Annotated in this window: 13 protein-coding genes; 12 read left to right on the top strand and 1 reads right to left on the bottom strand. The window is 39.1% G+C overall.

The window, feature by feature from the left end:
• Positions 1–2: 2 nt before the first annotated feature.
• The 12 genes from EG346_RS14140 to EG346_RS14090 all read left to right on the top strand — a co-directional run bounded on the left by EG346_RS14140 (position 3) and on the right by EG346_RS14090 (position 13,231).
• On the top strand, positions 3–1,421 hold the full coding sequence (locus EG346_RS14140) for a pectate lyase family protein (protein ID WP_123879394.1): 1,419 nt from the start codon (positions 3–5) through the stop codon (positions 1,419–1,421).
• Positions 1,422–1,469: 48 nt separating this feature from the next.
• The gene (locus EG346_RS14135; protein ID WP_228425925.1) at positions 1,470–2,477 is read left to right on the top strand and encodes a DUF4861 family protein; all 1,008 of its coding nucleotides are present in this window, start codon (positions 1,470–1,472) and stop codon (positions 2,475–2,477) included.
• A gap of 13 nt (positions 2,478–2,490) precedes the next feature.
• Positions 2,491–2,649: a hypothetical protein gene (locus EG346_RS25120; protein WP_228425923.1), complete on the top strand. Its 159-nt coding sequence runs from the start codon at positions 2,491–2,493 to the stop codon at positions 2,647–2,649.
• 6 nt (positions 2,650–2,655) lie between these two features.
• Complete coding sequence (locus EG346_RS14130; RefSeq protein WP_228425921.1) at positions 2,656–3,750, top strand: glycoside hydrolase family 88/105 protein; 1,095 nt, start codon at positions 2,656–2,658, stop codon at positions 3,748–3,750.
• Positions 3,751–3,874: 124 nt separating this feature from the next.
• On the top strand, positions 3,875–5,515 hold the full coding sequence (locus EG346_RS14125; protein ID WP_123879392.1) for a glycoside hydrolase family 43 protein: 1,641 nt from the start codon (positions 3,875–3,877) through the stop codon (positions 5,513–5,515).
• Positions 5,516–5,590: 75 nt separating this feature from the next.
• Complete coding sequence (locus EG346_RS14120; protein WP_123879390.1) at positions 5,591–6,436, top strand: rhamnogalacturonan acetylesterase; 846 nt, start codon at positions 5,591–5,593, stop codon at positions 6,434–6,436.
• Position 6,437: 1 nt separating this feature from the next.
• Positions 6,438–8,105 carry a glycoside hydrolase family 28 protein gene (locus EG346_RS14115; RefSeq protein WP_123879388.1) on the top strand — a complete coding sequence of 556 codons (1,668 nt, stop codon included), beginning with the start codon at positions 6,438–6,440 and terminating at the stop codon, positions 8,103–8,105.
• A gap of 95 nt (positions 8,106–8,200) precedes the next feature.
• Positions 8,201–9,115: an alpha/beta hydrolase gene (locus EG346_RS14110; protein ID WP_123879386.1), complete on the top strand. Its 915-nt coding sequence runs from the start codon at positions 8,201–8,203 to the stop codon at positions 9,113–9,115.
• A gap of 147 nt (positions 9,116–9,262) precedes the next feature.
• Positions 9,263–10,231: a pectinesterase family protein gene (locus EG346_RS14105; RefSeq protein ID WP_123879384.1), complete on the top strand. Its 969-nt coding sequence runs from the start codon at positions 9,263–9,265 to the stop codon at positions 10,229–10,231.
• Between the two features lie 149 nt (positions 10,232–10,380).
• The gene (locus EG346_RS14100; RefSeq protein ID WP_123879382.1) at positions 10,381–11,118 is read left to right on the top strand and encodes a rhamnogalacturonan acetylesterase; all 738 of its coding nucleotides are present in this window, start codon (positions 10,381–10,383) and stop codon (positions 11,116–11,118) included.
• Between the two features lie 140 nt (positions 11,119–11,258).
• The gene (locus EG346_RS14095; protein ID WP_123879380.1) at positions 11,259–11,600 is read left to right on the top strand and encodes a cupin domain-containing protein; all 342 of its coding nucleotides are present in this window, start codon (positions 11,259–11,261) and stop codon (positions 11,598–11,600) included.
• 515 nt (positions 11,601–12,115) lie between these two features.
• Positions 12,116–13,231: a pectate lyase family protein gene (locus EG346_RS14090; RefSeq protein WP_123879377.1), complete on the top strand. Its 1,116-nt coding sequence runs from the start codon at positions 12,116–12,118 to the stop codon at positions 13,229–13,231.
• Between the two features lie 256 nt (positions 13,232–13,487).
• Here the strand turns inward: EG346_RS14090 and pelA are convergent, their stop codons facing one another.
• Positions 13,488–14,507, bottom strand: a complete 1,020-nt coding sequence (gene pelA / locus EG346_RS14085) for a pectate lyase (protein ID WP_123879375.1) — start codon at positions 14,505–14,507, stop codon at positions 13,488–13,490.
• Positions 14,508–14,517 lie beyond the last annotated feature (10 nt).

Below are 14,517 nucleotides of genomic sequence, written 5' to 3'. Positions count from 1 at the left end.
TCATGAAAAAACAATGGACCAAGCTATTCACGATAGGCGTTTTATGCGGTACAGGTGTGTCCGCTGAAGCTCAGAGCGTATTGAGTTTCCCCGGTGCAGAAGGTTTCGGGAGGTATACATCCGGTGGACGCGGCGGAAAGATTTATTTGGTAACAAAAACTTCGGATGACGGTTCAGAAGGAACCCTCAGATATGCCCTCAACCAGAAAGGTCCAAGATATATTATCTTTAAAACAGGAGGGACCATCTATCTTCAATCCCCGTTAAAAATACATGAAGGCAACGTAACGATTGCCGGGCAGACTGCCCCGGGAGACGGAATTACGATTGCCAATTATGAAACTTTTGTAGCCGCAGACAATGTGATCATCCGGTATATGAGATTCAGAATGGGAGATCAGAAAAAATTTGAAGGCGACGCCCTTGGCGCAAGATTCATTAAAAACCTGATCGTGGATCATTGTTCGATGAGCTGGTCTACCGATGAGACCGTTTCTATTTATAACAATGAAAATACGACGCTTCAATGGTGTATCATTGCAGAAAGTTTAAGAAATTCTGTTCATCAGAAAGGACCGCACGGATACGGAGGAATTGCCGGAGGAAAACAGGCTTCATTTCATCATAATCTGTACGCGCATCATGACAGCAGAAATCCAAGATTGGGAGAATACGCAGGAAGTAAGTTTGCTTTAACCGATCTTACAGATTTCAGAAATAATGTGATTTATAATTGGGGCCACAACAATATCTATGGAGGAGAAGCAATGAACGTGAATATCATTAATAATTATTACAAACCAGGCCCTGCAACGATGACGAAAAAAAGAATTGTTGCGATTGATAAAAATGAAAAACCGGAAACTGAAGTCTACAATATCTGGGGGAAATATTACATCAACGGAAATGTGGCAGAAGGAAGTTCTGAAGTTACCAAAGACAACTGGACGGAAGGCGTCTTCAGCCAGATGAAATCTTCTTACCATCTGACAGATCAGGACAAAAACGCTATTAAAATGAGTAAGCCACATGATATTCATAATAATACAAAAACACATTCCGCACAGGAGGCTTATGAGAAAATTATACAGTTGGCAGGGGCCAGTCTGGTGAGGGATGCTGTGGATCTGCATGTCTTAAAAGATGTCAAAAACCGAAGTTTCACCTACCAGGGTTCAAAAGGAAGCACCAACGGAATCATCGACTCTCAAAAGGATGTTGGCGGATATCCCAATCTGAAAGAAGGAAAACCACTCCCCGACTCTGATAACGACGGGATGCCCGATGACTGGGAAATCAAACACAGTTTGAACCCAAAACTCTCCAACGCCAACGGAAGAGATTTAGAGAAGGACTACGACAATATAGAAGTGTACATCAATGATATTGTCCATAAAATAACCGGGGGACAAAAAAACTAATAACCATGAAAACTTTTTGTTAAACCCGGTTATATAATAAAAACGATTATGTCAAAATTGAAATTCAGTATATTCAAAATAGCAGCAGCAGGAGTATTCATGGGTTCTGTAGTATCACATGCTCAAACTTCTGTGATTGAAAAAATCCGTAAAAATCCCAAAGCTCCTTTTTCCTATGCAGAGCTTTCTGTAAAAGAAGGCGGAAAATGGGAAGGAGATCAATACACCGGCGGTACATTCAAAAATATTCAGGAACTCACAATTCCCGCGGAACATACGGATCATTCGACTTACATCCGGTATGAAGGCATCGGACTGGAAAACAACCAGATTGGCTACAGGCTCTATCTGGACTGGAGAAATGCCACTGATATTTTCGGTAAAAAAGTAAACACCCTGGTTTTACCGGAGGTTGGCCAGGACGGTTTTGAGTCTTATCATCACGATGCCCCGTGGGGACAGGATGTTTTAAAATCCGGCCGCACCATTGGCGTCGGTTCTTATGGAAGATATGACGAGCAGAATGACTATGTGGAAACTTTCAAAATAGTAAAAAATACAACGGCCAAAGTCAGTAATGAAAAAGACAGATCCTTCGCTACCATCGATTATAAAGGATGGAAAACCTGGGGCAGCGCGGTAGACCTTCAGTCAAAACTGACCATTTTTCCCAAAGACCGTTTTGTAAAAGTAGATTTATCTTTGAGCAATACGCTGTCCGGGTTGTGTACAGGAATTGTGTCTATTAAAAACATTCCCGTAAAACAGGGAATCAGTCAAAATAAAAAATGGGCCTACATCGCCACCTACGGAAACCAGACTGAAACCAAAAAAGATGACAATCTGGGAATGGCTGTCTTCTACCCTGTCGAAAGTTTTGATAAATATGTGAAAACAAAATCCACTCACACGGTGGTTTTCAAAAAAACAAAAAACGTTTCCTATTACTTTCTGGGAGCGTGGTCCCTGGAACCCAACGGTTTGACCACAGAAGAATCATTTTACCAGGATCTGGATAAAAAACTGGATCTGCTAGATAAAAATAATCAACTTTAAAGTTTGAAATAAAATGAATTTGATTAATCATCAACTTAAAATATACGCACTGGCGGTCATGGGTTCAGGAATCTTCATGGCCTGTGCTCAAACCCGAAAGGTCACCCATTCAAAAACGAATGCTGCACAGTCAAAATCAGGAAAAATAATTCCATCCCAGTTAAAATGGTAAGAAAGAATGCTCCTTTCCGAGATCAGCAGATTCCCGGAAGCATGGATGCTTGATTATAATAAAAATCCTAAATGGAGCTATCCTACAGCCATTGTACTGGAAGGTGCGGAAAGGCTATACCAAAAGACAGGTAATAAAGAATATTACAACTACATCACCCAATTTGGTGATACGATGGTAAAAGAAGACGGAACCATTGTTTCATACGACCTTACCAAATATAATATCGATATGCTGAACTGCGGAAATGTTTTGATTTACCTTTATCAGCAGGAGAAAAGAGAAAAATATTTAAAAGCACTACAAACCCTTCGTTCACAGATCGACGGACAGCCGAGAACCTCAGAAGGAGGCTTCTGGCACAAGAAAATCTATCCGAACCAAATGTGGCTCGATGGATTGTACATGGGCGAACCCTTTTATGCCAACTACACCCATGAGTTTTCCAAAGGAGCCGATGCTGAAAAAGCCTACGATGATATCATCAATCAATTTGCCTTAATTCAAAAACATCTTTTGGATAAAAAAACAGGTCTGCTGTATCACGCCTGGGACGAAAGCAGAGAACAGGCCTGGGCCGATAAAGAAACCGGACTTTCACCCAATTTCTGGTCCAGAGCCATGGGTTGGTACGGAATGGCCATGGTCGATGTGCTGGATTACTTACCCCAAAATCATCCGGGAAGAGCCCAATTGATTTCTTATTTAAAATCCTACACCGATGCGGTTATCAAAGTTCAGGATAAAGAAACGGGACTTTGGTATCAGGTTTTAGATAAAGGGGGAGAAAAAGGGAATTATCTGGAAGCAACAGGTTCATCTATGTTTGTCTATACCATCATCAAGTCAGTCAACAAAGGGTATCTCCCGAAATCCTATAAAGCATATGCTAAAAAAGGCTACGACGGAATCATTAATAATCTGATCTCCGTTGACGAAAACGGACTGGTGAGCCTAAATAAATGCTGCGCAGTCGCAGGTTTGGGTGGAACGCCTTACAGAAGCGGTTCTTATGAATACTATATCAATGAGGAAATCCGTTCCAATGATCCAAAAGGAACAGGCCCCTTTATTCTGGCAAGTTTAGAATTTGAAAAATAACGGAAGGAAAAACATTCACATTTTGCTGAGTAGAATACGCTATTGAGTCCAAATATCATATTGATTATAAAAAATTATTTGACTTGATGTTAAAATTAAAACAGATAAAAAATCTGATTTTACGATGATAAAGAACATTTTAAACAGAACAGCAATTACCGTATTTTCAATTGCTTCAACATATCTTACCGCACAGGAAAAAAATTCCATCTCTGAGGTATGGACAGCCGATCAGGGAAAAAACTTCAGAAACCCGATTCTTTACGCAGATTATTCTGATCCCGATGTCATTCGTGTCGGTGACGATTATTATATGACCGCTTCCAGTTTCAATGAAGCTCCCGGGCTGCCGATCCTTCATTCTAAAGATATGGTGAACTGGAAATTGGTGAATTATGCACTTCCCGATGTTCTTCCACACGAACATTTCTCGACCCCAAAAAGAGGCGACGGTGTTTGGGCACCCAGCATCAGATTTCATCAAGGTGAATTTTACATTTACTGGGGCGATCCCGATTTCGGAATCTATAGGGTGAAAACCAAAGATCCTCTTGGGGCCTGGGAAAAACCGGTTTTGGTAATGGAAGGAAAAGGTCTGATTGACTCATGCCCGTTTTGGGATGAGGATGGAAGTGCCTACTTGGTTCATGGCTGGGCGGGAAGCCGTGCAGGGGTTAAAAGTTTGCTGTCAATCAATAAAATGAATTCCGAAGGAACAAAGGTACTGGACAAAGGTGTTCATGTTTTTGATGGCCACGACGCTCATCCCACCGTTGAAGGTCCAAAACTGTATAAAAGAAACGGCTATTACTATATTTTTGCTCCGGCAGGTGGTGTGGCCACAGGATGGCAATTGGTCCTGAGATCCAAAAACATTTATGGTCCCTATGAAGAAAAAATAGTATTGGAACAGGGCTCAACAAAGATTAATGGACCGCATCAGGGAGCCTGGGTAGATACGCCTTCCGGTGAAGATTGGTTTTATCATTTTCAGGATGTGGATACGTACGGAAGAATCGTCCATTTGCAGCCGATGAAATGGGAAAAAGACTGGCCCGTCATGGGAATTGATACAGATAAAAACGGCATTGGAGAACCCGTTTCAAGCTATAAAAAGCCCAACGTTGGTAAGTCCTACCCTATCGTTACTCCTCCTGAAACCGATGAATTTGACGGTGAAAAATTAAACCTTCAATGGCAATGGAGTGCCAATGAAAATATCGTTTGGTCATCTCAACTTCCTGGACAAAAATTTTTAAGACTATTCTCCATGAAAGTTCCTGAAGGTGAAAAAAACCTTTGGAACGTCCCCAATTTATTAACCCAAAAATTCCCGGCTCCGAATTTTACAGCATCAACGAAAGTTAAATTAACACCGGAAGATGCCAAAGAAGGGAAAACGGCAGGATTACTGATCATGGGATTAGATCATGAATCCCTGGTGATTACCAATAAACCTGACGGATATTATGTACAGTTAAGAAGAGCTGAAAAAGCAGATAAAGGAGGTGAGGAAAAAATCTTATTTGAAACAAAATTAAAAGGAAACGAAGTTTATTTAAAAGTAAATATAAATGAGCCCAATGGCTTGTGCCAGTTCAGCTATAGTGAAAATGGGAAAAGCTTTATCAAAGCCGGCGACGTTTTTCAGGCAAAACCCGGGAAATGGATTGGAGCTAAAGTCGGGCTGTATAGCATAAGTACGGCGAAAGCACCCCGTGGCGGATATGCTGACTTTGATTGGTTTAGAATTACAAAAAATTAGATTAAAAAAATGATGGTGGCCATCACATATTTAAAAAGCTTTCTGCCTTTGCGATGACCAACAAATATATAAGTCATGAAAAAAAGAACATTTAAAATAGTTTCATTTTTATTCAGCGTTTTGCTGTTATCTGCCTGCCAGTCACAAAGCAATGTGCAACAGACGACAGCGAAACAGAATAAGAAAGTTACTCATATTTATCTTATCGGAGATTCTACCATGGCAGATTACACCGGAGATTATGATCCCGGAAAAGAGTATATGAAAGTCCGTTACCCCATCACAGGTTGGGGCCAGGTTTTTCAGCCATTTTTTGTCAAAGACAGTCTGGCTTCTCTGAAACCTGCGATGACCACAGATTCTGTAGCTGTCATCGACAGGGCCCACGGCGGAAGAAGTACGCGAACATTTTTTCAGGAAGGAAGATGGAGATCTGTGTACGATCATTTACAACCCAAAGATTATGTCATCATGCAGTTTGGCCACAATGACGGTTCGGAAAAACATCCTGAACGGTATATCAACATTCAGGGGTATAAAGAATTTTTAAGGTTATTTGTATCGCAGACAAGACAAAAAGGAGGAAACCCAGTTATTGTGACTCCTGTTGCCCGAAATTACCCATGGAAAGATGGAAAACTGGAAAATGTACATGGAGAATATGCGCAGGCCCCGATTGACATTGCTAAAGAAATGAATGTTCCTTACATTGATTTAAACAAATTATCAATGGAGTATTTTACCCAAAAGGGACAGGATTTCACTACCAATCATTATTTCATGAATCTTCCTGAAAACGTTTATGAAGCCTATCCTAAAGGGCAGAAAGACAACACCCATTTTCAGCCGGAAGGAGCGAAAGCGGTAGCCGCGATGGTCTATAAAGAATTTAAAAATGTAATTAAAACTCAAAAAAAATAAAATGAAGACGTCTCTTACAATTATCGGTTTAGCAGCAATGATGATCTTTTCAGGGCAAATCCAAGCTCAGAATCTGGATATTTACAGAAATATTGAGTTTAAAATGCCTCAGGTCGCAGAAACTTCTTTTGCCGCCAATACGGTTTCTATCACCCAATATGGTGGAATTACAGGAGGAAATGTGAAAAACACAGAGGCCTTTAGAAAAGCCATTGAAGACCTTAGCAAAAAAGGCGGCGGAAAACTGGTAGTTCCCCGCGGAATGTGGCTGACCGGTCCTATCGAATTGAAAAGCAACATCAATCTTCATGTAGAAGAAGGAGCATTCATTCTATTCAGCAAAGACAAAGAAGATTATCCTCTGGTGGATGTGAGTTTTGAAGGCTTAAATACCATTCGCTGCCAGTCTCCGATTTCTGCAAAAAATGCAAGCAATATTGCGATTACAGGAAAAGGGGTGATAGACGGAAGCGGCGATGCGTGGAGAGCGATTAAAAAGAGTAAGGTGGCAGAATCAGAATGGAAAGGAATTGTTTCTTCAGGCGGAATATTATCTTCTGACGGAAAAACATGGTATCCTTCTGAAAGTTACAAAAAAGGATTTGAAAGCAGTTCCAGCTTCAATGTTCCTGATAAAATCTCTAAAGACGATCTGAAAACCGTTAAAGATTTCCTTCGTCCCGTTATGGTAAGTCTGGTAGGCTGCGACAAAGTTCTGCTGGATGGCCCTACTTTCCAGAATTCACCAGCATGGAATCTTCATCCGCTGATGTGTACGAATGTCATCTTGAGAAATCTTACAGTAAGAAATCCCTGGTTCTCTCAAAACGGGGATGGTGTTGACCTGGAATCGTGTAAAAATGTTCTGATCTACGATAATACTTTTGATGTGGGTGACGATGCAATTTGTATTAAATCAGGAAAAAATGAAGACGGAAGAAAAAGAAATAGACCTACGGAAAATGTAATTATTAAAAACAATGTTGTCTATCACGGTCACGGAGGTTTTGTGGTAGGAAGTGAAATGTCGGGAGGAGCCAGAAATATCCATGTTTCCGACTGTACTTTCATCGGAACAGACATCGGTCTTCGTTTTAAAACAACCCGAGGAAGAGGCGGAATTGTTGAAAATATTTACATCAAAAATATCGATATGATTAATATTCCAACGCAGACGATTGGTTTCAATATGTTCTACGAAGGAGCATCGCCTGTTTTGGAGGAGGGACAGAAAAAAGAAGGCAATCAGGCTCCGGAAAAGGTATATCCTGTGACCGAAGAAACGCCTGTTTTCAGAAATATTTATTTTAAAAACATCAATGCAGTTAATTCTTATGAGGCGATCACTTTATTTGGATTGGCTGAAATGAATCTTAAAAACATCGTTATCGAAGATTCGCAGTTTGACACCAAAAAAGCCTTAACCATCGTTGATGCAGACGGTATTCAACTGAAAAATGTAAAGTTGAAATATTCTGAAGGAACGGGAGCGACCGTCTATAACAGCAAAAACATCGATCTTTCGACCGTAAAATTTGAATCTCAAAATAAGCCTGTTGTAAAAGTACTGGGAAATAAAACCGGATCCGTACTCTTACCAAAAGAAATAAGCAATAATAAAACGGCAGTTTCCATTGGAACAGAAGTCAATAAAAATTCAGTGAAATAGTTGGCGATCCCAAAGAGGTAAAAATGACACTTTGCGATTCCAAAACGAATATCATTAGTCTTAAAAAAATTGTATAAAAAAATTCCCACAAGCGAATGATTTTTAACAAAACACCTACTTATATTTCTATTTTTTTAATGGGAGGAATGGTAGCATTCGGTCAGGTTCAACGGCCGAATGCTTCTCCCTATACCAACGAATCGACCTTCGAAAAACTAAAAAAAAAGCATCCTTTCATTACGCCCCTGGAAAGACCTGTTCCAGCCAATATCGGGATTGATCAGAATGTAGAATATGCCAATATCAATAGACTTTCTTTAAAAGCTGATGTCTACTACCCTCTTGATACATCCAAAAAACATCCGGGAGTTGTAATGGTTCACGGTGGCGGCTGGATTTCAGGAAGCAAGGAAAATGAAAAGTATATGGCTCAGGAACTGGCAGCCAAAGGTTATGTTGCCATTGCCGTCGGTTATCGTCTGGCTGACGTAGCAAAATATCCCGGTGGCGTTGAAGATATTGAGCAAGCCCTTCAATGGTTAAAGAAAAATCATAAAAAATACGGTTTAAATCAGAAGAAAATAGCCGTTTTGGGAGAGTCGGCAGGAGCCCAGATCGCCACTTTGGTTGGGGTAAGATCAAAGAATAAAATAAAAGCAATAATCAATATTGACGGAATTGTTTCCTTCATTCATCCTGAAGCTGAAGAGAGCACCTATGCTTCTTATTGGTTAGGAGGTGATAGAAACGTTAATTTAAAAAACTGGACAGAAGCTTCTCCTTTAGAGTCCGTTAATAAAAATACACCACCCATCCTATTCATCAATAGCTCCCAACCCAGATTCCATGCGGGACGGGACGATATGATGAAAAAGCTGAAAAGCTATCACATCCTGACAGAATTTCACGAAATAAGAGATACACCACACTCCTTTTGGTCGGCAGAACCGTGGTTCACGGAAACATTGAATTATACAATTGATTTTTTAGATAAAGTCTTAAAGCAGTAATAACTATCATTCTAAACGCAAAGATTTATCAATAATAATATTAACCTTAAGGAACGAAGAATGCGACAAGTCGCTGATGAAGATTTACTCACTAAAAATAAACATGAAGAAAATCAAATCTTTACGTTAAAAATAACAACCCTGTTTATGAAAAAGTTATTCTTACTTCTATTCATTTCTATTGCTAATTTTCTTCTGGCAGGCAATGATCCTTACGTTAAAATTACTGTTGCAAAAGACGGAAGCGGAGATTTTACCTCTATCCAGAAAGCAATCAACTCAATAAGAGACTTAGGTCCTGCAGAAGCATTGATTTTCATTAAATCAGGCATTTATCATGAGAAAGTAGTGATTCCTTCTTCAAAACATAAAATCATTTTAGAAGGTGAAAATAAGGACAGCACTGTGATCACCAACAATGATTTTTCAGGAAAACAGGATGCCTTAAATGAAAAAATGACCACCTTCAATTCTTATACTTTATTGGTGATGGCGGACGATATTAAGATCAGTAATCTGACCATTCAAAACAGTTTGTGTAACGAAGGTCAGGCCGTTTCTCTTCATGTGGAAGGTGACCGTTTTGTGATCAGAAACTCCAACATTCTCGGTTGTCAGGATACCGTTTATGCGGCGACCAATCACAGCAGACAGTTTTTTGAAAACTGCTCTATTGAGGGAACGACTGATTTTATTTTCGGACAGGCAACAGTAGTGTTTAAAAACTGCACCATTAAAAGCATGGCCGATTCATACATCACCGCTGCTGCAACTGAAGCAGACAGAAAGTATGGATTCGTTTTTATTGACTGCCGGTTAACAGCCAAAGAGGGCATCAAGAAAGTATATCTTGGAAGACCCTGGAGACCGTATGCCAAAACCGTTTTCATTAACACAGATATGGGAAAACATATTCTTCCGGAAGGCTGGAACCCATGGAAAGGCGACAAAATGTTTCCTGATAAAGAAAAAACAGCCTACTACGCTGAATTTGGCAGCAAAGGCGAAGGTGGAACAACAGCAAAGCGGGTGAAATGGTCCCGTCAATTGACTCAAAAAGATTTGAAAAACTATACTTTGGACATGATTTTTGATGGGTGGAATCCCAATCAATAATTGAAATGTCTGGACTTTCGCTCAGCATGACAACGCTACAAATAAAACGCTAAACGATCAGAGCTCTAATAATGACTTCCCATTGAATTGTATAAGCAAAACCCACCATTTATATTGAATAAAATCAATCATGTTTAATTAAAAGTACAATGAAAAAACTTCTTCTGACATTTTATATTTTCTTCGCTGCGCTCTTATTTGCACAACAAAAACCAACCTTATTTTTAATTGGTGATTCCACCATGGCCAATAAGGAAAATCCTGATAAAAATCCTGAACACGGTTGGGGACAGATGCTTCCCCTGTTAATGACCTCAGGAATTGAAATCCAGAATCATGCAACGAACGGGAGAAGCTCCAAAAGTTTCAGGACAGAAGGCAGATGGGATAAAGTGATGAAACAGCTTAAAAAAGGAGATTTTGTGATCATCCAATTCGGACATAATGATCAGAAAATAAACGATTCCGCGCGTTTTACCAATCCTTATACGCAATACAGAGCGAACCTGGAAAGGTACGTGAATGAAACCAGAGCAAAAGGAGCCTATCCTATTCTGATAACTTCCATTGTAAGAAGAAATTTCAATGAAAATGGCGTTTTGGTGGATACTCATAAGGAATATCCACTGGTGGTAAGGATGGTGGGCAATGATCTGAAAGTTCCCATGGTAGACTTACAGTTATTGACAGAACAAATGGAAATTTCATACGGCCCGGAAAGTTCAAAAAAGCTGCATCTTCATTATAAAAAAGGGGAAGTTGATTATTATCCTGAAGGAAAAGATGATGATACGCATTTATCAAAATTAGGAGCAGAATCTATCGCAAAACGGGCTACCGTTTCTTTGAAGAATATGAAAACAGGTTTGGAGAATTTTATTAAATAATTTAAGATCTACTTCCCCACCGATTACACAGATCTTATGCAATTATCTGCGAAATTCGTGAGATCTGAGGGAAATTATTTTACAACGTACTTTTACTTTAATTCATAAACCTTTTGATAATTAACAAAAAAATCAACTAAATGAAATTTAAAAAAGAAAAATTCTTTGACGGTCATTCTGAATGGGAAGATCTTGGAGCAGGTGTTTCCAGACAATTTGTAGGATATAATGCTCAGGTGATGATGGTGATCGTGAAATTTGAAAAGGATGCCATCGGTACCTTGCATCAGCATTTCCATTCGCAGATTACGTATGTAGCATCCGGTATATTTGAGGTGACCGTGGATGGCGAGACCAAAATTTTACAAAAAGGAGATGGCTTTTTCGCTCAGCCCAATATTTTTCATGGCGTCAAATGTCTGGAAGAAGGACAATTGATTGATGCTTTTACTCCATTCAGGGAGGATTTTATTAATCCTTAAATAAAAGTCAATCACAGTATCTCATTTTATTCAGAAAATTTGTTGTTGCCATTAGAAATTACTCAATAAAGCTGAAAAATAACCTTAAAAACACTTCGACTTTGCTCAGTGTAACATTGCTAATACTATAGCGTTGGTGGAGTATTGTCAGTCTGAGTGAAGTAGAATAATTGTTTTGTAAAACATTAATAATCAACAACTTAAATTATATCCGTCAAAGAAAAAATGGGTTTATCCCATAATTTTTCTCATCGTAGCTTATAAAAAGTAAATACTGGTCCCACAGATCTCATGGATTTCACAGAAAATAACCTGTATAATCTGTAAGATTTGTGGGTATTTTATTTCTGGTAAGCTTATTTTAGTTATATTTTACAAATAATATAAAATGCAACCGATTGAACAATTACAATAAATAACATTATAATTATATAAATATGAATACATTAAAATATAAAATTATTTGATATCATATTAATAATTTTACATCAGTTAAATTACAATATATAAAAACTATGAAAAAAACCTTAAAAGCAATCCTGCTGACGGCGGCATTAAGTTCAGCTTTTGTATTGACCGGTTGTGGTCAGGAAGACCTTAAAACACAATTATCAGATAACCCAAATGATTTAAACCTGAAAAACTCCCTGGATGCAAAGGCGATTATACCATTGGCCAGTTGTGTTGCTCCAGGCTGGGCTTCTCAAAATGGTGGAACTACCGGGGGTGGAACTGCTGCTGAAACTACAGTAACCAACTATGCCCAGCTGAAAGCTGCCATTGAAAATACTGCAGTAAAAGTGGTGAAGGTGACAGGAACCATTACGATCACGACACGTTTATCACTACAGGATCAGACCGGAAAAACCATTTATGGAACCAGCGGTGCAAAATTGGTTTCTACGGATCAGACAAAGGATGGTTCAGGAATCATCAATGTTAAAAGATGTAATAATATCATTATCAGAAACCTGATCTTTGAAGGACCGGGAGCTTATGATACAGATGGCTGGGATAATGCCATTCTGGATGACTGCAGAAATGTATGGATCGACCATTGTGAATTCAGAGACGGTGTTGACGGGAACTTCGATATTAAAAACAAATCTGACTTTGTTACTGTATCGTATACTAAATTTCATTATTTAAAAGCTCCAAAACCAGGCGGTTCAGGAGGAACAGATGACCACAGATTCTCTAATCTTATCGGTTCAAGCGATGGCGCCACTGCTGATGCAGGAAAACTAAACGTCACCTTCGTTCGTTGCTGGTGGGCTCCGGGATGCAGAGAGCGGATGCCGAGAGTAAGATTTGGAAAAATTCATATCTTAAACAGTTACTTCAACAGCTCTGTAAGCAATAAATGTATTGCTGCAGGGGTACAGGCGAATATTCTTGTGGAACGCAATGTTTTTGAAAATGTAAAAGAACCTATCAACCTGATGAGTGGATTTACGGCTGTGACACAAACAGGAAGCATATTTACCAATGTAACAGGAAATACGGCAGGAAGCGGAACCTCATTTACACCTGCCTATTCCATCAATAAATTAGCAGCCTCAGATGTAAAAGCAGATGTAACCGCTAAAGCAGGTGCTACCTTAACAGGAAATATCTGTGATTCATTTTAATTAAAATAAAGGAATTTAAACACGATCTAAGAAAAACGACTGAGAAATGCTCAGTCGTTTTTTGCTTATTATGTAAAGATAAGATGTAAGATTTTAGATTTCAGATGTCAGACTTCAGATTGTAGATTTACAACTGTTTTACTAATATTGCATTGAGCTATTATTGGCTGTCCATCAGATCTATTCCAACCCATTCATTCTAAAGCTCTCAAACCCTTAAACTACTCTACATCCCTCGTACTCAAAAGAAAGCATATCAACCTCCAATTGTATTCTTCAATTTCCATTTCGGATATTCTTTGTCTATGAGTTTTTGTGGACTGTCACCAAACCAGCTGTAGCCGTTTCTTCTTTCTTCCGATACGTCGTTATAATTATATTTTACACTTCCGTCACGGTCGCCAAAAAGGGGTTTATTGGTATGGATATCGTAGAATCTTGCCCAGATCACAGAATTTTTATCTTCAGCTAAAACTCGTAGTGTTTTACCATTTTGTTTAGCAACATTATAACTGTAGCCTTCTATTTTATTGTCTTTAAACCATTCTATAGCTGCGTTGATAGACTTCTGAATTTCAGGAGTTGCAGGCTGCATCATTAAAAATCTGATGATTCCTACAGACTCTCCGGTTGCCAGAGAAATAGGCTCAAAAGCTCTGGCTTTGTCGGGCTGCAAAGTAATTTCATTGTATTGATCTGCCCATATAGACGGACTTCCTTTTTGCAAAACCTGGGTTTTTAAGATACATTCGATGCCTTTCTGAAGGGCGGTTTTTGATTTTTCCCTGAGTTTTGAATCCACAGCATCAAAATCACTTTTACCTTCTGCCACATTGTAAAGCACCGTCAAAGCATTGATCATGGCGTTGTCATTGTAGGTGACCTGCTTCCTGTACAGTCCCGTATTCGGATAGTATTGAGGAAAACCTCCATTGTCATACTGCATTAAAAGAAGGTAATGGATTCCTTTTTCTGCAGATTTCAGGTATTCGGGATTTTTTGTGGCTGCATAGGCTTTTATTAGTATATTTATTTCTCTGGACGTGGCATTGTTATCAATGGTTGCGTGATCATCCCCTGTTGCCTTTATTTTTCTTAAGAGATTTTTGTCAACCGGCATATTATAATTCACGACCGACTTATCATTCAGCTGCTTTCCCCAACCTCCCACCGGAAGCTGATAAAGCACTATTTTTTCCGCCAGCGTGTCTTTCATCTGCGCAGAAACAACCGTCGTAAAGCAAAGGGCTGCTATTGAAATTCCCGATTTTATCATGGTATAATTC

The sequence above is a fragment of the Chryseobacterium carnipullorum genome (assembly GCF_003815695.1).
Lineage (GTDB): Bacteria > Bacteroidota > Bacteroidia > Flavobacteriales > Weeksellaceae > Chryseobacterium > Chryseobacterium carnipullorum.
This window is presented reverse-complemented; position numbering and strand designations above follow the sequence as displayed.